Below are 22203 nucleotides of genomic sequence, written 5' to 3'. Positions count from 1 at the left end.
ACAACAAACGAATAAACGAATAATTAGTTAATTAGGGAGAAAGAAGTGATGAAAATGCGGATCGTACGTTTAGTCATGTTGGATGCGGGAATTATAGCGGCTTCAGTGTGGCTTGTGTTTTTACTTCGGTTTGATTTTCAAATCCCTGAGCAGTACATGTGGATGCTTCCGTGGGCGATACTCATTCACATTATGGTGTACGCAGCGTTCTCATTTGGATTCAAGGTGTATAACAATATTTGGCGATACACCGGTATAGGTGAGTTATTGCAGCTGCTAAAAGTGAGTGCTTTAACACTCTGCGGAGTGGTCGCTGTCAATGTATCTGCGCATGTATTCGTCCCTTCCTATCGATTGCCGATTTCGATTTATTTTGCAGCGGGTTACGTATTTCTCGGCATTGCCGGCTTACGTTTAGTTAACCGCCTCATCAACGATAGATTCGAAACACTGGGAACAAAGGGTTCATCCGAAGGCAATCTGCTAATCGTTGGGGCAGGGAAAGCAGGCATCCTCGTTACCAAAGATATCAAGCATTCAAGATTTAAATTCATGAACCCAGTTGCCTTCATAGATGATGATATCTCAAAGCGCAAGCTGGAGCTTATGGGGTTGCCGATTGTCGGTAACCGTAACTTCATTCCCCAGGCAGTCGAGCAGCTGGATATTTCGTTCATTATCATCGCTTTGCCTACGGCTCCTCAAAAGGAATTACTGGAGATCATCGAAATCTGCAAATCTACCAAAGCTCAGATCAAGTTAATGCCTAGTATGACCGATATTTTGGACGGGAAAATGGCCATTAACATGATCCGTGAAGTATCCGTAAATGATTTGCTGGGGAGAAGTCCCGTAGAAATTAATACGGAAGAGATTCGTGAGAATTTGGGAAGCGAGTGTATTCTCATCACGGGTGCAGGCGGTTCAATTGGTTCGGAATTATGCCGGCAATTGGCTGCGTATCGTCCGAAGGAAATGCTGCTTTTGGGGCATGGAGAAAATAGCATTTATCTTATTGAACAAGAGTTGCGGCAGTTATATCCCGATCAGATCATTCATCCCATTATAGCGGACATTCAGGATGTATCGCGGATCGATAACGTTTTTCAAAAGTTCCGCCCCTCCATTGTGTATCATGCCGCTGCTCACAAGCATGTTCCTCTTATGGAGATGAATCCAGTAGAGGCAGTTAAAAATAATGTGATCGGCACAAGGAATGTAGCGGAAGCGAGTGCTAAATATGGCGCTAAACGGTTCATCCTCATCTCATCGGATAAGGCGGTTAATCCTACCAGTGTTATGGGGGCCACGAAACGAGCCGCGGAAATGATCATTAATGATCAGAATTCCTTAAGTAAGACGGTTTTTGCCGCTGTACGTTTTGGTAATGTGCTGGGCAGTCGGGGCAGTGTCATTCCGTTATTCAAAAGACAAATCGAAAACGGCGGCCCGGTGACGGTTACACATATGGATATGGTGCGTTACTTCATGACGATACCCGAAGCGGTACAGTTGGTTATTCAAGCAAGTGTGCTGGCACAAGGGGGAGAAGTGTTTGTGCTGGATATGGGTAAGCCAGTTCGTATATACGATCTAGCGAGGGATTTAATCCGCTTGTCGGGTCTCGAGCCTGACAAAGATATTCCCATTGTGGTCACTGGCATTCGTCCTGGAGAAAAATTGTTTGAGGAGCTTTTGACTGAAGAAGAAGGGTTATTGGTCACTAACAACTACCGTATTATGATTAGCCGCCCGCAAAGTGTCTCCAGATCTGAACTGAATTTGGTGTTGGGGGTTCTGGAGAACTTGTGCAAACGGTATGAACTGATGCCAAGCAGTCATCAGATCAAAAAACTGCTAAAGCAGCTAATTCCAAGCTATTCGGGCTTTCAGGAAGAACCGCAGGTGGGCACACATGATCTTGAACGCATTAAATCCGAAGTTCATGCGGGAATCTGACCTATGAAGTCGACTAAGCATTCATGGATGACAAGATTATGGGGCAAGCGCGACAAGGCAATTACAGGTAAACATTCACGCATGCGGCGGGTGGGACGATACAGCCTGATTGTTATTCTTGTTGTGGTTGTAGTTGGGGGGATCTGGATTGGAGGGATATTGAATCCAGAGCATCGTTTTAATAAGGCGATTCTTAACCCCTTGACGATCCCTAGCTCTAATGTGGTTACGGACAATGAAGCGATGGTGCAATCGCTCAGCACACCAGCCCCCCAAGCTCAAACGGATGAGCTTACCCTTACAACGTCTACACAGACTCCAACTGCGGCGATATCCCCAGCAGATAAGAAAAGCTCATCCTTTAATGTAGTGCTAATTGGAACAGACACTTGGGGGGGAGAAAGCTCGCGGGCAGATACGATCATGGTTGCCCATGTGATGCCGGATCAACGGAAGGTGAATATCGTATCTGTGCCGCGGGACACGCGGGTTTATGTGCAGAATGTCGGTTATACCAAGATCAATCATGCACATATCGTTGGTGAGACAAAGGGTGGGAATCAGCAGGGTACGCTGACACTGATTCAAGCCGTTAGTGATTTTATGAATATTCCTATTCATTACTACATCAAGACGAACTTCTCCGGTGTTCGTGATTTCATCGATTCGATCGGCGGGATCGATATGCTAATTGATCAGGATGTGACCATCACTCCGGAGATCACCATCAAGAAAGGTGAGCAGCATCTGGATGGTGCCCACACGCTTTATTTAGCAAGGGAGCGCTACTCGACTCCGGAGGGTGACTTTAGCCGCCAACGGGAGCAATTCAATATCGTTCGGGCTGTAGCCAAAAAGCTATTAAGTCCGGAGCATATTCCTGATCTAGCTGGACTGCTACTGCGTGAAAAGAAAGACATTATTGATACGAGTTTTAGTGACAGTGATTTGATGAGCTTAGCTTGGCTATTCAAGGGAATGGATTCCGCGGATTTTGCTTACGAACAGATTCCTGGCCATAACAGCTCTGCTCTAGATCCGCTCGTCCGAACCAAAGTGTATTATTGGAGTGCAAATCCGGAAGAGGTAAAGTCACTTACAGAACGTCTTTTTACGGAATAAGAGAAAGGCGGGGGAAAGACTACCATGTATCGCCATATGAAGCGGGGCTTCGATTTGGTGGGAGCGATCATTATGTTAGGTGTGTTTAGTCCGGTCATGGCTGTGGTGGCGTTGCTGCTTCGGATAAAGCTGGGAAGTCCTATTTTGTTCAAGCAGCAGCGGCCGGGAATGGGAGAAAGACCCTTCTACATCTACAAGTTCCGAACCATGGCTGAAATGTATGATGCGCAAGGCCAGCCGTTATCGGATGCTCGGCGTTATATCAAATTCGGCGGATTGATTCGAAAGCTGAGTCTGGATGAGCTCCCGCAATTAGTAAATGTTGTGAAGGGAGAAATGAGTCTGATCGGACCAAGACCTTTGCTCATCCGTTACAGCCCGCATTACTCTGAACGGGAGCGGCTGCGATTTACTGTAAGACCCGGAATAACGGGATTGGCGCAGGTATCTGGACGTAATACTTCGGAGTGGAAACAGCGGCTCTCCTATGACGTTACCTATGTTGAGAAGCTGAGCTTTAGATTAGATGCGTTGATCTTATGCAAAACTGTGCTGAAGGTGATCCGCCAAGATGACGTTGTGGCCAATCCGGGTGAGCATAGTCTGCCGCTCGATGAGTACAGAATGAACCAAAAGGAGGGGTCGGCATGAATTTGCGGTTTAGTCCGCTTCAGGAAGATGATATTCACCTTGCATGCCGGCTCTTACAGAGCAACTTGCCAGAGTCGGTCTACAATCAAACCATATTCGCCTGTGGCGGTTATCCCGAATATTTGAAAGCAGCATGTAAATGCGGAAGCCATTCAGCAACACTGCTGATTGGTGCCTATTCTGAAGAGCTTCTTATTGGATTCGCTGAATGGCGAAGAATGGAGCAGATGCTGGTTCTGAATAACTTGAATGTGGACGCAGCTTATCGAAAAGATGGCATCGGCGGCAAGCTTATGGCGTACGGGGAGACGTTAGCCCAAAAGGATGGCATTTCGAAGCTGGCACTTGATGTATTTTCGTGGAATGAGCAAGCTCATGCTTGGTATTTGCGGCTTGGTTTTGCAGAGGAAGGCCGGACTTACTGGTATGTAAGAGATTTGGCTCCATCGATTGATAGGGATAGAGAAGCATTGGCGTACATCATAGATGATTATCCGATGGCAGAGGCACATCATCAAAAGTATGGATTCTCTTCTCTTAAGATTAGAACGAAGGAAGAGACTTCAGTTGTGGGCCGGTTAGGTGAACAGTATTATCGTATCCAACTGCAAAGTGGAGGGTGGAGTGGCTGCAATCTTTTGACAGACGTATTAATGGATTTAGACCGGGAGAAAAGGCTATTGTTGCTTTCTTCAGATGCTTATTTGCGTGAGCGAGACCCCGGGCTAATCTTAAGCACTGAAAGTATACGTATGATCAAAATATTGGAGAATCAAGAGGTGTTGTATGAGTAACTTCATCGTGTTAGGCAGCTCTAGTTCAGAGGAATGGGATGCCTATTTGAACCAGTTAGAGACGAAGGATATCTATTTCTCCTCAGCGTTTTTTCGGCTGTTTGAGGATGGAGAGCATCAGCAGGCAGAGCTGTTTGTTTTTAAGCAGGGAGACCAGCTCATAGTTTATCCTTACTTACTTCGCTCCATAAGCCATCTTCCTGCCGTAATCCAACTGGGGCTTGAAGGCGATTGGTACGACATTAGTACACCCTATGGATACGGGGGACCGATATCGAATCTCCCTCCGGGAGCCGAACGAAGTGAGCTGTACCGGCAATTCAGTGAAACGTTCACGGATTACTGTAGAGAGAAAAAGATCATGACCGAGTTTGTAAGATTTCATCCCTTGATTGGCAACGCTACGGAATATCAAAGTGGTCTGACCACCGAATGGAATAGGAATACAATTTATATTGATTTGACTGTGGGTTCGGAGTCAGAGCTCATCCGGCATTATGGCAGCAATCATAAACGGAATATTCATAAATTAAAGTCCGCACCCTTTACGATTCGAAACTCGAATCTGAAGGATCGTATTGAGTCCTTCAGTGAATTGTATTACGGAACACTAAACGATTTACAGGCGGATTCTTTTTATTATTTTCCCAAAAAATTTATAGAAGATACTAGTCATCTACTTGAGGGGAGAGTAGAGCTATTCGAAGCTATGGATGGGGAGAAAACGGTGGCGACCAGCATCGTGTTACATGAACGACCGTGGATGCATTATCACCTATGTGGTTGGGATCGCGCCTATCTGCAGTGGTCACCTACCAAATTGCTAATACACGCAGCAGCCAAGTGGGGGATGGAAAATGGCTTTGAATGTTTTCATCTTGGCGGGGGATATAAGGGGAATGACGACTTATTTCAATTCAAGCATAGATTCGCGACACAACTGGAACCCCTTGACTATTACTTAGGTAAACGAATTTTTTTCCCAGAGTTGTATGAGCGGATCATATCCTTTTGTGACACCAGAATATCAGGAAATTACTTTCCGCTCTATCGGCATCCAGATCTCGATATGATATGTATTCCATCTGAAGAAATCGGTCCAAATGGAGAAAGGAGCTTCGCATGAGCATTCGTCAAACGAGCATTCTGCCACGAATCTTGTTATCCCCGCCGCATATTAGTGGACGTGAGCAGGTCTACATGGAGGAGGCGATACACTCTGGTTGGATTGCTCCTATTGGTCCGCAAGTTGATGCGTTCGAGCGGGAGATGGCCGCCTACACAGGATCAAAGGGTGCACTAGCGTTAAGCTCTGGCACGGCGGCGATTCATCTCGCACTTCGTCTAGCCGGTGTCACACAAGGAGATTACGTGATCTGTTCAACGCTCACGTTCGTTGCTAGCGCCAATCCTATTTTATATTTGGGGGCCACCCCCGTATTTGTCGATTCAGAGCCTGAGACCTGGAACATGTGTCCGCTAGCTTTTCAGCGGGCCTGCCAAGCTTTGAATGACAAAGGGCTGCTGCCAAAAGCGGCTGTTGTCGTCAATTTATACGGACAAAGTGCAGACATGGCGCCCATTGTAGAAATAGCTGACCGATATGGAATTACCTTGATTGAAGATGCTGCCGAATCACTAGGTGCTTTCTATCAAGGCAAGGCCAGCGGAACCTGGGGCCGATTCGGAATCTATTCTTTCAACGGAAATAAGATTATTACGACGTCAGGTGGGGGCATGCTCGTATCCGACGATACCGAAGCCTTAGATCAAGCGCGCTTCTGGTCTACGCAAGCCCGAGACACTGCCCCTCATTATCAACATTCCGAAATGGGATACAACTATCGGTTAAGCAACCTGTTGGCAGCCATAGGACGCGGTCAATTAGAACTGCTTGAAGAGCGAGTAGAGCGTCGCAGATCTATTGGCCGGCGATATAGGGAACGGTTAGGTTCCATACCGGGTCTTCATTTTATGCCGGAAGCGCGCAATTGTCGCAGCACGCACTGGTTGAGTGCGCTGACCATCGATGAAGAAGTGGCGGGGTTCTCTTCACAACAACTCCTGTCATGTCTGGAACAGCACAATATCGAAGCTAGACCTGTATGGAAACCGCTGCATTTACAACCCTTGTTCGAGAGCAATTACTACTATCCTTACAGTGAGGAATACAGTGTATCGGATAAATTATTTTCAACAGGTGTCTGCCTGCCTTCTGGAAGCTCTTTATCGGATGAGGATTTGGAACGTGTCGTTTATGCGATAGAGACATGTAACCAATACCGTTGATTCATCTTATTTAGCCTTCCATCCGCTGGCAGCTGATCCGCTTTCCTTCACATACAAAGTGGCTTGTGCCGTGCCATCCGTTCGCATGGCCAGACTGCCAACTGGGGCGGTTACGACTCCCTCGGGCGAACCCTCTACTATGAACACCGCGGGCAACACTGCCCCGCCAGTGAGGCGAATGGCCCGTTTGAAGTTACCGTAGGTCGAGAACCATTCAGGGAGCGAATATGGATTATACAAGGTTCCTAGTGATGTGCCTTGCATGCCGATTAGTGTTTCGAATTCTAGAATTCGCTTTACCTTCACTGCTCGGGTATCAAACACCGCTACATTATTGAGGCGCAGAGACGGTTTAGCTGCACCGTAAGAAGAGACTAGCACTACCTGATTGGTTCCGCTATTGCGGACGATCATATTGTCGACAGTAGCCATCGCGTCAGACTCCGTTGTGAATAAATGCAAGGTATTGCCCGTTAAATCCTGTGCATCTATCGTCCCCACATAAAGATCTCCTCCGTCGATTCGGACACCACTTGCTAAGGTGGAACCCGAGCCGTACATTCCTAACGAACCGATATGCAATCTTGGTTTACCTCCGGCAGCATTAAACGCTGCATAGATCGCAGGGCCCCCGATGCCATCGAACTTGGCGCTAGCGATATCAATAAATTGTGAATAGATCGTCTGTAGACCGAAGCTAGCTTTATGATCGGTGGAGCGGATAGCCAAGTGATTGATTTTCAGCGTCAGTCCATAGGACAGTAAGGCTGGACTTACCGATCCGCTTACACGCATATCTAGTGAACCGATGTCGAGTGTCCAGAGTCTAGCGATAGCATCTGTAAGCCCTGCTGATAGATCGTTACCGAAACCAATGGTAGTCAAGGAGTCGAATCGCTGATAAAAGCTGCGCGTTCCTTTAAAGACGTCGGGTTCAAGATCGAGAGAGTTAGCGCCAGTAAAACCTGGTGCGCCACCGCGGCTATTATTCAGAACCGCTCTGTTGACATGAAGCTGGTCTACAAAATGGACCACAAAGTTCTTTCGTCCAGCAGTCTCACAGCGTGCATATCCGATGTGCACATTAACGGAGGGGATTTCTTCTGTCCCCCCAATGAAGATATTATCCCCATAGCAATCGTGAGAGTACACTGACTCTATCGTTATATTTTGCGAAGAAGAAATGAACAAGCCGTGAAGCTGATCGTTGACGGCTGTTTTAACAGTCGATGCACTTCCATCAATTTCAAGGGTGCCCGCGATTGTGATATTTGAGGCATTTAAGATTACTAGAACCCTAGTGTCTGAAGGTGGGTTCGGGGCAAGCACAAGTTTGGAGCCGGCTTCAAAGCTTAAATTCGTTTTGGCCGGAATTCGAAGACACCACCAGTCGAGGATGGAGGGGTTACGCATGCGTCCCGAAGATACCTTATATACACCTGGAGGAAAGATTACTACTTTGTTTTTGGCGTTTCCCGCATTGATAGCATTTTGAATCGCTACTGTATCGTCCTTGATACCGTTTCCTACAGCGCCGTACGATCGGACGTTCACATAACCGTTAGTCTCAGGGTCTATTTTAATAGATGTGACCGCACCATCAGAAAGGATGGACGTAGTCACCGAGCTGTCTGGAATAGGGGCAGTAGCCATATACTTCACTCCTTTATCCTTTGATTTTGTATTTTATGTGAATTTTTCGGGGAATGCACGGTACAAAGATCACTCTTAGCGGGCGAAAGGAGTTTTTTATTTTGAAGGTATTGGTAACTGGGGGGTTAGGCTTTATTGGATCCCATGTGGTTGATCGGCTAATAAAAAAGGGCATAAAAACTGTGATTGTAGATAATGTATCCGGAGCCTCCGGTCTGACTTATATGAATCCTGCTGCGGTTCTGTATAAGTACGATATTCGGGATGAGACTTTGCATGAGGTGTTTAACCTTGAAAAGCCAAATGCGGTCATTCATCTGGCTGCACAGATCGACGTCAGAGAATCACAGCGGAACCCGTTATTTGATGCGAATGTGAATATTGTTGGCACGCTGAATGTACTGCGCATGTGCGAGATCCATCAGGTTCAAAAGCTAGTCTATGCCTCATCGGCAGCGGTTTATGGGAACCCGGAATATTTGAGCATTGATGAGCAGCATCCCTTAAATCCCGAGTCCTGCTATGGTGTATCCAAAAGTGTACCAGAGTCATATATTCGGATGTTTTCCAGCTTACATGGGCTAAAATATACGATACTGCGTCTCGCTAATGTATATGGGCCTAGGCAAAGTTCACATGGGGAAGCTGGCGTTGTTTCCGTTTTTCTGGATCGCATAAAGCAAGGGAAGAATCTTGTTATCTATGGGGACGGTGAGCAGACTAGAGATTTCGTCTATGTGGAGGATGTGGCGCAAGCGTTTGTTGACGCGCTTCAGACCGAAGGCAGGGTGAATAATGAGACGATGAATATTAGCAGCGGAATACCAACCTCGATAAATACGATGGTTCGGATGATAAGCGACATCACGGGTGGTGATTTCCTGACAACCTATGCGGAGCCCCGTCCGGGGGATATTCTCCATAGCTATTTAAACAATCAAAAAGCTCAGGAATTATTGTCTTGGTTCCCTAACCATAACTTTCATACCGGGCTGGAAAAAACAATTACTGACCGCTTAAGTGTAGGAAGCGCAGTAGATCATTAAAAACACCCATTGAAAGGGGCACTCCGCATGGAACGCAAAATGAACTCGGAAATGTTCGTTCTTCGTAGTGTAGCCTGCTTAAGTATAGCCCTGCTGCATGCTCTTTATCGGGTTTATGATGATGGAAATACATCTTGGGTAGAGTCGGTGGGTTTACTGTTAACGTTTGGCACACCTGTATTCGTATTTATCTCCCAATTCGTGTTGTCATTTGCCTATCCCAATGAAATTCCAGCGAGATTTTGGGAGAAAAGAATCAAGTATATTTTATTGCCTTACTTTTTTTTTGGGACCTTGTATGCAGGACTAAAAGGATTGGAGCTGTCGAGTAGTGATGGCATTCCTTTGCTGCAGGCTTTTTGGTATTACCTCTGGCGTCATTTGCTGATTGGAGATTTCCATGGTTATTTTATACTGATTATCTTTCAGTTTTATGCTTTATTCCTCTGGTTTCAGACGTATGCGAAGCGGCTTAACCCCCGCAATATTCTAATCGTATCGTTCCTTATTAACGTTATCTATTTGGGTTTCTTCAACTTTACTACGCCCGCAGATACGGCTGCCGCCCATTATTTCTGGGATAAAATGTACTGGATTTTCGCACCTGGTTGGATTTTTTACTTTACAGTAGCCTATTACTTGGGACGAAATGAGCTGTGGTTCCGGGAAAAATTAAAAAAGTTCCGCATAGCCGTATACACGCTCCCGGTTCTGACAGGTGCGCTAGTGCTGTTCGTGAATAGTCAAGGCTGGATAACGGCGCATAGCTCCAAAAGAATTGATATGCTTCTATTCGCCTTAAGCATGATTTTGCTGCTCTTCTCCGTGGCATCGAAAATGAAGAAAGTGCCACGTGTACTGGAATGGAGCAGCAGATATTCTTTTGGCATATACTTGCTTCATCCTTTGCTATTGGCTATATTCGTTAAGCTTCCAGCTTCATTTGGGTTGCAAAACCTTGGACTATTTAGTGTTCTGCTGCAATTTGTCGGTTGTGTGGTAGGCTCGGCACTTATAATGAATTTAGCGAATCGAATTCCTGGCGGAGCGTTTGTATTCGGTCGGATCGGCGTTGGGATAAACCCAAGCAAACTACCGAAATCGCTGGATAAGCCGATAACTCCGAGTATTGGGAATGCAAACTAGCTTGGATTTGACCGGCCGCTAATCGTCTGTATTAAGGTGATTAGTGGTCTTTTTTGTTTTTGTATTAATTGCGATTACTTCGCTAATTACATTGCTATTACATCGCGATTACATCGCACTAGCAGTATCCTCTCAATTCTCATTAAAAAAGCAAAATAGTTGTAAAAAGTACAATTAAGCTCTTATGCTCGCAGCTTTAGGGCAGTTTAATTGCAAATTTTACAACTATTATTCTAGAATCCCGCCATATTGAGGCAATTGCTCGTATTTAAGTGTATAGAGTGCAACTAAATCCACAAAGGCTACCCTCAAAGCGTATATAGTTGCACAAAATGCAATTAAAAACACATTATGGAAGCTACTTTGCACGAATAGCTGCATCTAAGTCCGATAATTTAGCAAAATGAATGAAATTATTAAATTAACGGCTCCTCAGTCCGATCTATAGTGAGGGGGATCTAATTAGATGAACTTCGATTATAGTCGAAGGGACCTAAATTAGTTAGTATAATTAGGTAGTCCCTTTATGGTTTTTTACATCTAGAGAATAATGCATCGTGCAGAATATTAGGAGGAAATGAATAGTGGAACTTGGAGTAAGCACATTTGTCGAGACCACACCTGATGTCCAAACGGGTGAGACAATAAGTCATGCAGAACGACTACGTGAAGTAGTGGAGGAAATTGTACTTGCCGAAGAGGTGGGATTAGATGTATACGGAGTAGGTGAGCATCATCGGCATGATTATGCGGCGTCTTCACCTGCGGTTGTACTGGCTGCGGCTGCTTCGTTGACTACTAAGATCCGGTTGAGCAGTGCTGTAATGATTCTGTCTTCAGCCGATCCGGTGCGTGTGTTTCAGGACTTTGCAACGCTGGACGGAATTTCGAACGGACGTGCGGAGATTATGATCGGCCGGGGTTCGTTTACAGAGTCTTTTCCTCTATTCGGATATGATCTGAAGGATTACGAAGAACTGTTTAATGAGAAGCTGGAATTGTTATTAGCCATCCAAAAGTCAGAAAAAGTGACTTGGAAAGGCAAACACCGAGCAGCTATAGAAAATTTGGGGATTTACCCGCGTCCGGTTCAAGATCCTTTACCGATTTGGATCGGGAGTGCAGGAAGTCCAGAGTCTGCGATCCGCACAGGATCACTAGGTTTGCCTTTTGTTTTAGCGATTATAGGGAATGTTCTACCACTGGATTATGCGTCACATGTACAGCTTTACAAAAAAGCAGCAGCTGAAGCCGGGCATGATATTTCACAATTTCCAATCGCTTCGCATTCACACGGGTTTATAGCGGAGACTAATCGGTTAGCGCTGGAGAAATTTTTCCCTTCAACGCATGCCCGAACCAATGTGCGGGCGAAGGAAAAAGGAACACCTCCGTACCATCGTGCAGATTATGATGCAGCGTGCAGCTTAGAGGGCGCCCTTTACGTAGGTGATCCAGAAACTGTCGCTAATAAAATCATTCATCTGCGCAAGCATGTGGGAATTACGCGATTCTTTTTACATGTGCCGCACGGCACGATGCCTCATGAGGATGTTATGCAGGCGATTAGACTGCTGGGCACCGAAGTGGCCCCACGTGTGCGGGAAGAAGTAGCGCGCTGGGAAGCAAGTAACCGGTAATTTAGTAAGCTGCGTCCTTAGGACGTGGCTTTTTTTGTAAGGTATACTGAAGAAATGAATAGCGTTTTATACAGGAGGGGCAATGGAAAAAAATCATTATTTATCTCAATTCAATTTGCTTCAATCGTTAGGACTGGAAGATCTAATTGAAATGGAAGAATTAACGCGAATAACAGTAGTCCCCAAAAATACATATATCCAAACACCGTCAACCTTTTCTGAAGGACTGTTTTTTGTGAAAAAAGGAAAGGTTCGCTTATACCAATTAAACGCAAACGGTAAGCAATTTACATCGGATATCCTCAGTGAGGGTAATGTTTTTGGTGAAATGGGTATGATTTCTTTTGGAACGAAGGAACATTATATTGAAACGATTGAGGAAAGCCATATCTGCACAATTGATCCTGCAAGGTTTGAAGAATTCATCTCTCACCGGCCTAGGTTTATGATGTCATTATTGCAAGTATTGAGCGACCGCATAAAAAGTATGAGTCAGTTAACTCAGAATCTAGCCATCGGAAATCTGCATGATAAAATATTGTGCGTTCTTTTAAAGCTAGCGGATCAGCATGGGGTTGAGCATAAGGATAATTGTTACAAAATTAATGTTCCTCTATCGCATCAAGAAATCGCTAATTTAATTGGAGCCAGCAGAGAAGCTGTAACAGTGGCATTACAAGAATTGGTGAAAGCGGAGGTTATTCAGACAGGGTTCAGAACTATCTATATCCAGCGAGACAAGATTTTGGAAAGAAATATAACATAGCTATCGAGTTGTAAACGAGATTACAGCTTCATTTTTAGAAACAACGGTATCCTAGCTATGACATGAAGGTGATTTAAGCTTTCAAATCATAGTGAAGGGACGATTTCCATGGAACACAGGAAGGGCGCTCGAAAGGTTACTGAAATTCCCGTTGAGATTGTAGAACTGCTGAATAAAGGATATTTACAGAGCGTGAATTTAACGGAATGGCTTGCTGTGGATCATCTTGTCTTGTTAGAAAATGTACTGAATGAGCTAGGTTTTGAACAGGAAGCTAAACCAATTTTACAAAGGCTGAATGCGTTATTGGAAAAGAAAATCATGAAGCTCATCCCGGTGATTTCACGTGAGTGGCAGCTTCTATTTGACTGTAAATCAGAGCTGGAACGTTCCCGGCTATTTGCAGTGTTAGCTCATCATAAATCCGATAGTGTTCGCTGCTGGGCTGCTTATATCGTGGGCCAGAATCATCAATGGAGTCTAGTTCAAAAACTAACAGCAATCCGTCCTTTTGCAGCGGATGGGCATTTTGGGGTGCGTGAGATTTCATGGATGGCTTTGAGGGAATCAGTCATTGCCGAGCTGGAAGCGTCCATTGAATTGTTAAAGGATTGGGTTCATGATCAGGATGCGAATATTAGGAGATTTGCGATCGAATTGACGCGCCCACATGGGGTATGGGCAAAGCATATTACAGCACTCAAAGAAAATCCAGCGATTGCCCTTCCGCTATTAGAACCGCTTAACTCTGATCCGGCAAAATACGTTCAGGATTCTGTAAGCAATTGGTTAAATGATGCTAGCAAAAGCCATCCGGCATGGGTACAGCAAATTTGTGATGAATGGTTGAACCTATCAGGTACCAAGGAAACAAAGCGGATTGTAATCCGGGCTACAAGAAGTATTACTGATCAAAAATAAAATAAGTGCATCACTTTAGACTGGATAATCAAACGTCAAACACTATGGGCTAATAAGTGTTGGCGTTTTTTTGTTGTGGAGTTAACTTGGATAATTCAAGAGAAAGACTCCTTCGTGTTTATTATTTAAACCAAAATTCATGAAAATATTTATATTGTTAATCCTCAGGTCATCTGTTATACTCAGAAACACCAAATGTTATAAAAACTAACACTTATTAAAGGAATGGAGGATTTTCGTATGAAAAAACAAATAATTCGTAATGTAGGTGTCACGTTATCCCTATTTTTAGGGGTGAATTCGTTATCTTGTGTTATGTATGCTAACACGACGAACGATGCGTATAAACCAAAAACCCATGTTCTGAAGGCGAATTCGGAGACTGTTCGATGGGGGAATATAGGTAAGGGAGATCCAGCTCTAACTGTGCATTCGGGAGATATCGTAACGGTTGAGGCCATTACACATCACTCAGGGGATGATTACGAGCGGATGATTAAAGGAGATGCGGGAGTAGAGGATATTTTCCACTGGATTGAAGGGGAGAAGAACGAAGCGCTCCGCGGGCCAGGCGTACACATTATGACAGGTCCTATCGCTGTTGAAGGTGCTGAACCAGGAGATGTGCTGGAAGTTAAGATTCTGGACATGAAGCTGAGACCAAATGGGAATGACCAATACGCTGGCAAAACATATGGCGTGAATGCCGCAGCGAACTGGGGCTATCTATACGGAGATATGGTAGAGGAGCCGAAAAAGCGTGAGGTAGTAACTATCTACGAGATGGATACGGAGGGTGGAACAGATTATGCAACAGCTGTATATAACTACAAATGGTCTGTGCAAACCGATCCAGATGGTCAAGTGCACCCGACAATTGACTACCCGGGTGTTATCGTTGACCATAATACGATTGATAAAAACTTCGATGTGCTAAAAGGTGTGAAAATTCCGGTTCGTCTCCACTTTGGTACAATGGGTGTGGCGCCGAAAGAAGCGGATGTTGTTGACTCCGTTCCACCTTCTTACAACGGCGGTAACGTAGATGATTGGCGGATTACCGAAGGTGCAACAATGTATTATCCTGTATCCGTAGCTGGTGCACTACTGTCGATCGGTGACCCGCATGCCGGTCAAGGCGATTCGGAGATTAACGGAACTGCGATCGAGACATCGGTCACTGGGGATATACAAGTCATTCTTCATAAAAAAGCATCGCTTAACAACAAGCTGAAAGGTTTAAACTTCCCATTACTTGAAAATGAGAACGAGTGGGTTGTGCATGGATTCAGCTACGCCAATTATTTGGAGGAGCTGGGGGCTAGTGCTCAGACGGATATCTTCAAAAACTCGTCCATCGACAAAGCGATGAAGGATGCCGCTCATAAAACAAAAGATTTTTTAATGGCTGGAATGGAATTGAGCGAAGATGAAGCGTACTCTCTGATGTCTGTGTCAGCTGATTTTGGAATTACACAAGTGGTGGATGGAAACTGGGGCGTACACGCCCTAATTGATAAAGGTCAATTCGGCGATTCCGAGCGCAAGCCCGTGGTTTTACGGAGCAGCTTTGAGAACTTTGGAGCAAAGGTTGGCTGGCAGCCAGCCACTAAGACAGTTACGCTAAGCTACAATGGCAATGTTCTGGAGATGAAGGTTGGAGCGACAACGGGGATTTACAACGGAGAGACAGTGAAGCTTGTAGCCCCAATAAGTGTTGTGAACGGGAAGATCGTGGTCAGCGAATATTTCGTGAACTTTTATAAAGCTAAGCTGGCTAAGACAGAATAAGACGAAATAGCAATTATTCGATAATCCTAAAAAAATCCATATGAGAAAAGAACTGTCTTTATAGGCGGTTCTTTTCTCATATATTCAATCCGTCCTGATTTTTGTGGCGTTTTAATAAGATTTGGTTTTCTACACGTACCAGTCCATCCAGACAGTAGATTGATTCATGCATAAACCGTTCCATCTCTTCAAGATTCTCTACCAAGATGTGAATATGCAGAATACATGGTCCCGTCATTTCGTATAATACAGCTACGCGTTCGTTTTCCTTTAATACATCGACGATATGATTTAAATGAGCAGGTTCTACTTCAAGTTCCAGGTAGGCGGAGATTTTCTTTCCTAGCTTTTCAGCACTGATGACAATCGAGAACTGTTCAATAATCCCTTGATTGACTAGCCGATCAATACGATCTTTCACCGCGACACTTGATAAACTGACTTCTTTAGCTAGATCAGTATAGGAAATTCTGCTGTTTTGGGCCAGCCGCATCAAAATATGGTTATCGATAGGATCTAACATGCGGATTCGTTCACCTCTTTTTTCGTAATTGTATCAGAAAAAAAGTGGAAATGCCTAGTAGCGCTTTACAGTAGAAGTGTGTGACGGCATTCTCTCCTGAGATAGTTGACATAAAAGAATTATTTCACTATACTGGCTGTAATCTTATATACGATATACGTTGAAGGAGCCCAGTAGTAACTTAGTCCCTGTTTCAGAAAGCCGGGGGTTGATGAAACCCGGTACACACTAAGCTTGCGAATTACACTTTGGAGTATCTCGGGTAATACCGAGCGGAATGGCGAACGATATCTCGTCAAGAGTGGTATCAATGGTATGCTTGAGCATAAGCGTTTCATGGGTGCAATCTGGGTGGTAACACGGTTATTCAATCGTCCCTATGTCTACAATAGACAAGGGGACGATTTTTTTTGTTTTTAAATATAAGGATTTATAGGGTTCACTTCATCAATACTCCTTATATTTCTCGCTGAAACGGTCCCGTCCTAATCAGGAGGGCGAACCGTTTCCGCTTGGCGGACTGATGTTTCATTTATAGGATAACTACTAATTTTGAGGGGTGTAAGGCAATGAATATTATCGACGAACTAGAATGGCGCGATGCCATCAATCAACAAACAGATGCCGAAGGGCTTAGAGAACTGACCAATCAAAAATCGGTATCCCTGTACTGCGGTGTAGATCCAACAGGTGACAGTATGCATATTGGCCACTTGATTCCATTCATGGTGCTCAAAAGATTTCAACTGGCAGGACATCGTCCGGTGATTCTTATTGGTGGGGCTACGGGAACGATTGGTGATCCAAGTGGACGTCAATCCGAACGCTCTTTGCAAACGCTGGAGCAAATCCAAGCCAACGTTGACGCACTTACAGCACAGATGAAAAAACTGTTCGTGACTGATGGCGACAATCAAATCCGCATGGTGAACAACTACGATTGGACGCATAAAATCAATGTTATCGAATTTTTGCGTGACTATGGTAAAAACTTCAGCATCAATTCGATGCTTGCCAAGGATGTTGTAGCGAGCAGATTGGACAGCGGAATTTCCTTTACGGAATTCTCCTACCAAATCCTGCAATCCCTGGACTACCTGCACCTGTTCCAGCATGAAGATGTGCAGCTGCAAATCGGTGGTTCTGACCAATGGGGGAACATCACAAGTGGCTTAGATCTGATTCGTAAAAAAGAAGGTTCTGAGGCGGTAGCATTCGGACTTACCATCCCGCTTATGCTGAAAGCCGATGGTACAAAATTCGGTAAAACAGCTGGCGGAGCCATTTGGCTGGATCCGAACAAAACGACAGCTTTTGAATTCTACCAGTTCTGGGCGAATACAGATGACCGTGATGTTGTGAAATACCTGAAGTACTTTACATTCCTCTCTAAAGAACAAATTGATGCACTTGCAGAAAAGGTGCAGACCGAACCGCATAAACGTGAAGCGCAAATAACACTGGCTGAAGAAATGACCAGATTCGTGCATGGTGAGGAATTGCTGGAGCAGGCTAAACGTATTACTGCCGCTCTGTTCAGTGGAGATATTAAATCTCTGACCGCTGACGAGATCGAGCAAGGCTTCAAGGAAATGCCGACCTACGAAACGACATTGGAGTCCAAAAATATTGTGGAGTGGCTGGTAGATCTAGGAATTGAGCCATCCAAACGTCAAGCGCGTGAAGACATCACCAAAGGCGCAATTTCCATGAACGGTGAAAAAGTTAGCGATGTAGCATTTGAAGTTACAGCCAGCGAAGCCATCGGCGGACGTTTTATCATTATCCGTAAGGGTAAGAAAAACTACAGCCTGGTGAAATTGTCCTAATAATAAGAAGCCTTCCTTATGAATAAGGAAGGTTTTTTGTTGTATTTTAAGTATAGAGGCCGACTATTTGCATATTAAGTGAAATTTGAAAGGTGAAATCGTCAAAATTATGGTAAGCTTAGGATTCGTGTGATTTATGGATTAACATGATATTCTACAACTATAACAGAAAATTAGGAGTGGTAATTTGAGAAGACAAAAACCAATGACCATGGAAGAATTAATGAATGAGTTACAAGGACAGAAAACGTATCAAGAAGATCCCAATCACATCTCTTTCGAGAAATTGTTTAATGAAGCGTTTATGAGTAAGTATTCCAATTACAAAAGTTTCGATGAGTTTGTAACCAAAGGGAACTTTCAAGTAAAGACAGAAGAAGATGTTGCTGACATACCTGATGAACTGTTTGATCGTCATGTTGTTAGGGAGACGAAGTTTGCGGATTGGAAATCCATGTTGGAAACAGCAAATAGAGAATACGTCCGTAATTAATAAGACTAGTCTCTAACTACCGTTAGACTCATCCACAAAGAAACTGTACACCCTTATTGCTTTGTCCCAACGGACAATGGGGAGTGCAGTTTTTTTGTGCCCAGTTATTTGACCAGCTATGATGTTTTACTCATTGTTGACTTGCAGATCTATGATTTAATTGAACAAATAGGAATTAGGTTCTACAAAGATAGTATTACATAGGAGGGGCAGAATCGTATGACTGCATGTATACAAACCTCTAAGCAGGAGACCCTTCATGTCATGTGGAAAACCGTCTCAGAGGATTGTAATCTAGCCTGTGATTATTGCTATTACAGTACTGCCGGGGGACATCCTCAGCAACCGATCCGGGTGATGGATACGGAGCTTCTGGAGCGGTTTATCGCTCAGTACATGAAAAGATCATCAGGGATAGCGACTTTCTCTTGGCAGGGTGGGGAGCCATTATTGGCCGGACTTCCGTATTTTGAACAAGTGATTTCATTTCAAGCTAAGTACGCTCCGCCTCATACGATGATCAGTAATGCACTGCAGACCAATGGAACGCTTATCCATGAGAAATGGGCGAAATTTTTTAAACGGTATAACTTTTTGGTCGGGATTAGTCTGGATGGCCCAGAGCCTATTCATGATGCTCATCGTGTAACGGGTTCGGGAAAAGGCAGTTATGATCTAGTTATGCGTGGGATTCGTCATTTACAGAATGAGGGTGTGGAGTATAGTATTCTGACGGTGATTCATGAAGATAACGTGACGAAACCAGATGAGTTGATGGCATTATATCTAGAACACGAATTTCCTAATATTCAGTTTATCCCCTGCATGGATTTTGTTTCTCAGAAAAGTGATGTAGCGGGACGTTTCCGAATTACACCTGAACAATACGGAGTCTTTTTATGCCGTACATTTGACCTTTGGTACAACGGTGGGTACCCAGAGCTTCCTATTCGTATTTTTGAGAATATGCTTCTTGTATTCATGCATCGTGAGGCAGAATTATGCGTTCACAACTCATGTTGCCCGAAGATGATGGTGCTTGAAACGAACGGGGATGCCTACCCTTGCGATTTCTTTATTGATGAAGAGAATAGGCTAGGAAATATCGGCCAAACTGACTTGGAAGCACTGCTAAGCAGCCCAGTATATGATGATTTTTTGTTAATGAAGCCCAATATGAATGAATCATGCTATAAGTGTGAGTACCTTAGCTTTTGCAATGGGGGATGTCCGCGCAACCGGAATTGGCTTGATGTTAATGATCGGACTGAGGTTGATTATTTCTGCCACAGCTACAAAATGTTCTACTCATACGCCTATGAACGCATGTTATTACTGGCGAACCGACTTAGATCGGAGCGGATGCTGGAGTACAGGAAAAGTGCAAAATCACTTCCAGGTCGAAATGATCCATGTTTCTGCGGAAGCGGGAAGAAATTCAAAAATTGCTGTCAGGCATTATAAGCTTTGACTACAGAAGGTTGTCCCAACAGTCATGCAAAGGATTGGGAACAACCTTTTTGTTATGTTATAGAACCATATGATTTCTCGCCATTATTGCCGCACCCGTCACCACAGCTTCTTCTTTTAATATACCTAGGGAGAAGTGAGGTTGGTATTCAGGATAACGGTAAGTGTTTCTCTGTGCCACCTCCACCGCTGTTTGGAAAAACAACTCGTGAGAGTGAATGAGCGCACCGCCTAGAATGATGGTCTCTGGATGAAACAGGTTGATAACGTTGGCGAGTCCGATCCCGAAGTGGCTGGCAGCTTGGGTAAATAATTCACGCGCGTGTGGATTACCGTCTCTAAAGGCTTGTACCAATACATCATAAGTCAGCTTCTCAGGCGCCACTTTATATCTTTGGAGGATCAGATCGTTGTCCATTTTCGCCTCTGAGCGCGCACTTTGTTCTAGTGCCTGCACAGATACGAATGCTTCCAGAGCCCCGTAGTTCCCGTCATGATTTAATCGGGGTCCATCTGTCTGGATGATCATTTGACCAATTGCATCTTCCATATCCATTGTGCCATGAACAATACTTCCATGCGACATCATCGCATAGCGGAGTCCTGCTCCAGCATGTACATAAAGCATATGCTGAATGTTTGCGTGACGGATAGACCATCGTTCCCCAAGCAGTGCAGAATTGGCACCGTTGTCCAACCATGCCTTGAACCCCGTCCGTTCCTCTACCAGTTTGCAAATCGGCAGATTGTTCCAGCCTGAAGAAGGGAAGTGCAGCGGTTTTAGGATCAAGCCTTGTTCCCGATCAAGTGGCCCCACAGCCCCTATTCCTATCCCGATGATTTGACTGTCCACTAACTGATGGTCCCTAAGGAAAGCGCGTATTTGAATACTGATATGATCTATAAATCTTTCAGGTGTGAATGCCTGATCCATTCGCCAGTGAACAATTGATTTTGGGTTCATTTGCATATCAAATAAACCAAGGGAAGAATACACCCTGGAAATCTCTAAACCGATTATATAACCGTAGGAAGGATTGATCTGGTATAAAATAGGTCTTCTGCCTCCGCTAGATTCTCCAAATCCGCTTTCTATCAGCAAGCCTTCTTCCGTCATCTCATCTAATATCCGGGTCATTGTGCTTTTGGTAAGCGAAAATGTCTGTAAAAGATCCAACTTGGAAACAGTGCCTTGTTCGGCGATTCGGTCGTATAGGAGTTTTTTTGGTGATGGAATGTGTGTCGAGCGCTTTTCCACGATATACCTCCAAGCTATATATAGGATGAACTTGTACGATCGTTTTTTATATAGTTTGTATTTATTAACATGAATATAGTATAACTCATAAACCATTGGTTGTATTTTACCGTTCAAAAAACTTAATTCCATTTTGGGAAAAAGTGATATAATGAAATTACAACAGATTATAAAAGGGTGGATTCCATGAGAACAACTATGAAAACAAATATGATACCGAATACAGACCTGAGGATAAGTCTACTGTTTCAGTTGTTTTGGGTATTTGTTCGAATTGGTCCTGTAACCTTCGGGGGAGGTTATGCGATGATCCCTATGATCGAACGGGAAATTTCTGCTAAACGAAAATGGCTGGGTGAAGAGGAGATGGATGAAATTCTATCTTTAGCTGGTGCTGCACCTGGGGGTGTAGGTGTAAATGCAGCAGCATTCATTGGTTATCGTCTTGCTGGTGTGAAGGGTGCGTTTGCTGCAATCGCAGGGATAACGATTCCGACCTTTATCATTGTTTGTTTGCTTAGCGCCGTATACTCCCAGCTGGCAGACCAGCCAAAAGTCATTGCCGCTATGAAAGGGATAAATGGTGCTGTTATTGCCTTGATCCTAGTAGCTGCATATCGAATGGCCAAGAACGCTATAATTGACAAGACTACCGCTGTTACGGCGTTAGTTATACCGGTTGTTTTACTGGTTTTCGGAATTAATCCCATTTACGTGATTGCAATTGGTTTATGTATTGGGTTTGTATATCTGCAAATTAAACAGCTCTTAGGGCTCCAAGTTCGAACGGAGAAGGAGTCCTTGAAAGCTTCTGATGAAGAATCGAATTATCCGGAGTATTACATCTAGGGG

Annotated in this window: 19 protein-coding genes; 16 read left to right on the top strand and 3 right to left on the bottom strand. The window is 44.4% G+C overall.

What is annotated here, in order from left to right; genetic code table 11:
• Positions 1-48: 48 nt before the first annotated feature.
• Genes MHH46_RS18405 through MHH46_RS18380 form a run of 6 tightly spaced genes read left to right on the top strand, consistent with a single transcriptional unit; the run spans position 49 to position 6815 of the window.
• Entirely contained in the window at positions 49-1959 is a 1911-nt protein-coding gene (locus MHH46_RS18405; protein WP_076194875.1) for a nucleoside-diphosphate sugar epimerase/dehydratase, read from the top strand.
• 3 nt (positions 1960-1962) lie between these two features.
• Positions 1963-3081, top strand: a complete 1119-nt coding sequence (locus tag MHH46_RS18400) for an LCP family protein (protein WP_254857001.1) — start codon at positions 1963-1965, stop codon at positions 3079-3081.
• A gap of 24 nt (positions 3082-3105) precedes the next feature.
• Positions 3106-3732 carry a sugar transferase gene (locus tag MHH46_RS18395; protein WP_076194878.1) on the top strand — a complete coding sequence of 209 codons (627 nt, stop codon included), beginning with the start codon at positions 3106-3108 and terminating at the stop codon, positions 3730-3732.
• A complete protein-coding gene (locus MHH46_RS18390; protein ID WP_076182396.1) occupies positions 3729-4526 on the top strand; it encodes an N-acetyltransferase in 798 nt (265 codons plus the stop codon). Before MHH46_RS18395 ends, MHH46_RS18390 begins: the two co-directional genes overlap by 4 nt.
• Positions 4519-5652, top strand: coding sequence for a GNAT family N-acetyltransferase (locus tag MHH46_RS18385; protein ID WP_076194880.1), 1134 nt, complete (start codon positions 4519-4521; stop codon positions 5650-5652). Before MHH46_RS18390 ends, MHH46_RS18385 begins: the two co-directional genes overlap by 8 nt.
• A complete protein-coding gene (locus MHH46_RS18380) occupies positions 5649-6815 on the top strand; it encodes a DegT/DnrJ/EryC1/StrS aminotransferase family protein (RefSeq protein ID WP_076194882.1) in 1167 nt (388 codons plus the stop codon). The genes MHH46_RS18385 and MHH46_RS18380 overlap by 4 nt, the downstream gene beginning before the upstream one ends.
• Before the next feature lie 6 nt (positions 6816-6821).
• Here MHH46_RS18380 and MHH46_RS18375 read toward each other — a convergent pair whose 3' ends face one another.
• Complete coding sequence (locus MHH46_RS18375) at positions 6822-8468, bottom strand: glycosyl hydrolase family 28-related protein (protein ID WP_076182389.1); 1647 nt, start codon at positions 8466-8468, stop codon at positions 6822-6824.
• Between the two features lie 101 nt (positions 8469-8569).
• Between MHH46_RS18375 and MHH46_RS18370 the strand changes: the two genes are divergently transcribed.
• The 6 genes from MHH46_RS18370 to MHH46_RS18345 all read left to right on the top strand — a co-directional run bounded on the left by MHH46_RS18370 (position 8570) and on the right by MHH46_RS18345 (position 15778).
• A complete protein-coding gene (locus MHH46_RS18370; protein WP_076194884.1) occupies positions 8570-9514 on the top strand; it encodes an NAD-dependent epimerase/dehydratase family protein in 945 nt (314 codons plus the stop codon).
• Between the two features lie 27 nt (positions 9515-9541).
• On the top strand, positions 9542-10660 hold the full coding sequence (locus tag MHH46_RS18365) for an acyltransferase family protein (protein ID WP_076194886.1): 1119 nt from the start codon (positions 9542-9544) through the stop codon (positions 10658-10660).
• A gap of 584 nt (positions 10661-11244) precedes the next feature.
• The gene (locus MHH46_RS18360) at positions 11245-12300 is read left to right on the top strand and encodes an LLM class flavin-dependent oxidoreductase (protein WP_076194889.1); all 1056 of its coding nucleotides are present in this window, start codon (positions 11245-11247) and stop codon (positions 12298-12300) included.
• 82 nt (positions 12301-12382) lie between these two features.
• A complete protein-coding gene (locus tag MHH46_RS18355; protein WP_076129738.1) occupies positions 12383-13066 on the top strand; it encodes a Crp/Fnr family transcriptional regulator in 684 nt (227 codons plus the stop codon).
• A gap of 108 nt (positions 13067-13174) precedes the next feature.
• Positions 13175-13987, top strand: a complete 813-nt coding sequence (locus MHH46_RS18350) for a DNA alkylation repair protein (protein ID WP_076182381.1) — start codon at positions 13175-13177, stop codon at positions 13985-13987.
• A gap of 240 nt (positions 13988-14227) precedes the next feature.
• Entirely contained in the window at positions 14228-15778 is a 1551-nt protein-coding gene (locus MHH46_RS18345) for an acetamidase/formamidase family protein (protein WP_256717255.1), read from the top strand.
• A 76-nt stretch (positions 15779-15854) separates the two neighbouring features.
• Here the strand turns inward: MHH46_RS18345 and MHH46_RS18340 are convergent, their stop codons facing one another.
• Positions 15855-16301 (bottom strand): Lrp/AsnC family transcriptional regulator, encoded by a 447-nt coding sequence (locus tag MHH46_RS18340; protein WP_038571749.1) that lies wholly within the window; start codon positions 16299-16301, stop codon positions 15855-15857.
• 569 nt (positions 16302-16870) lie between these two features.
• Here MHH46_RS18340 and tyrS point away from each other — a divergent pair.
• From tyrS to MHH46_RS18325, 3 genes are all read left to right on the top strand, one after another.
• Positions 16871-18130, top strand: coding sequence for a tyrosine--tRNA ligase (gene tyrS / locus MHH46_RS18335; protein WP_076129736.1), 1260 nt, complete (start codon positions 16871-16873; stop codon positions 18128-18130).
• A 205-nt stretch (positions 18131-18335) separates the two neighbouring features.
• Positions 18336-18623 carry a hypothetical protein gene (locus MHH46_RS18330; RefSeq protein ID WP_036688213.1) on the top strand — a complete coding sequence of 96 codons (288 nt, stop codon included), beginning with the start codon at positions 18336-18338 and terminating at the stop codon, positions 18621-18623.
• Positions 18624-18842: 219 nt separating this feature from the next.
• Positions 18843-20087 carry an anaerobic sulfatase maturase gene (locus MHH46_RS18325; RefSeq protein WP_076194891.1) on the top strand — a complete coding sequence of 415 codons (1245 nt, stop codon included), beginning with the start codon at positions 18843-18845 and terminating at the stop codon, positions 20085-20087.
• 64 nt (positions 20088-20151) lie between these two features.
• Here MHH46_RS18325 and MHH46_RS18320 read toward each other — a convergent pair whose 3' ends face one another.
• On the bottom strand, positions 20152-21351 hold the full coding sequence (locus MHH46_RS18320; protein WP_076194894.1) for an ROK family protein: 1200 nt from the start codon (positions 21349-21351) through the stop codon (positions 20152-20154).
• A 186-nt stretch (positions 21352-21537) separates the two neighbouring features.
• Here MHH46_RS18320 and MHH46_RS18315 point away from each other — a divergent pair, with 186 nt between their 5' ends.
• Positions 21538-22200 carry a chromate transporter gene (locus tag MHH46_RS18315; RefSeq protein WP_256717256.1) on the top strand — a complete coding sequence of 221 codons (663 nt, stop codon included), beginning with the start codon at positions 21538-21540 and terminating at the stop codon, positions 22198-22200.
• Positions 22201-22203: the final 3 nt, after the last annotated feature.

Origin of the sequence: Paenibacillus sp. FSL H8-0175 (assembly GCF_045040615.1) — a bacterium.
GTDB lineage: Bacteria > Bacillota > Bacilli > Paenibacillales > Paenibacillaceae > Paenibacillus_AQ > Paenibacillus_AQ odorifer.
The sequence above is the reverse complement of the archived record's forward strand: the minus strand, read 5'-3'. Positions and strand labels throughout refer to the sequence as shown.

Coding starts and splice junctions, on each gene's coding strand:
- MHH46_RS18405 (WP_076194875.1), top strand. CDS start 49: ATGAAAATGCGGATCGTACGTTTAGTCATGTTGGATGCGGGAATTATA.
- MHH46_RS18400 (WP_254857001.1), top strand. CDS start 1,963: ATGAAGTCGACTAAGCATTCATGGATGACAAGATTATGGGGCAAGCGC.
- MHH46_RS18395 (WP_076194878.1), top strand. CDS start 3,106: ATGTATCGCCATATGAAGCGGGGCTTCGATTTGGTGGGAGCGATCATT.
- MHH46_RS18390 (WP_076182396.1), top strand. CDS start 3,729: ATGAATTTGCGGTTTAGTCCGCTTCAGGAAGATGATATTCACCTTGCA.
- MHH46_RS18385 (WP_076194880.1), top strand. CDS start 4,519: ATGAGTAACTTCATCGTGTTAGGCAGCTCTAGTTCAGAGGAATGGGAT.
- MHH46_RS18380 (WP_076194882.1), top strand. CDS start 5,649: ATGAGCATTCGTCAAACGAGCATTCTGCCACGAATCTTGTTATCCCCG.
- MHH46_RS18375 (WP_076182389.1), bottom strand. CDS start 8,468: ATGGCTACTGCCCCTATTCCAGACAGCTCGGTGACTACGTCCATCCTT.
- MHH46_RS18365 (WP_076194886.1), top strand. CDS start 9,542: ATGGAACGCAAAATGAACTCGGAAATGTTCGTTCTTCGTAGTGTAGCC.
- MHH46_RS18355 (WP_076129738.1), top strand. CDS start 12,383: ATGGAAAAAAATCATTATTTATCTCAATTCAATTTGCTTCAATCGTTA.
- MHH46_RS18350 (WP_076182381.1), top strand. CDS start 13,175: ATGGAACACAGGAAGGGCGCTCGAAAGGTTACTGAAATTCCCGTTGAG.
- MHH46_RS18345 (WP_256717255.1), top strand. CDS start 14,228: ATGAAAAAACAAATAATTCGTAATGTAGGTGTCACGTTATCCCTATTT.
- MHH46_RS18340 (WP_038571749.1), bottom strand. CDS start 16,301: ATGTTAGATCCTATCGATAACCATATTTTGATGCGGCTGGCCCAAAAC.
- tyrS (WP_076129736.1), top strand. CDS start 16,871: ATGAATATTATCGACGAACTAGAATGGCGCGATGCCATCAATCAACAA.
- MHH46_RS18330 (WP_036688213.1), top strand. CDS start 18,336: ATGACCATGGAAGAATTAATGAATGAGTTACAAGGACAGAAAACGTAT.
- MHH46_RS18325 (WP_076194891.1), top strand. CDS start 18,843: ATGACTGCATGTATACAAACCTCTAAGCAGGAGACCCTTCATGTCATG.
- MHH46_RS18315 (WP_256717256.1), top strand. CDS start 21,538: ATGAGAACAACTATGAAAACAAATATGATACCGAATACAGACCTGAGG.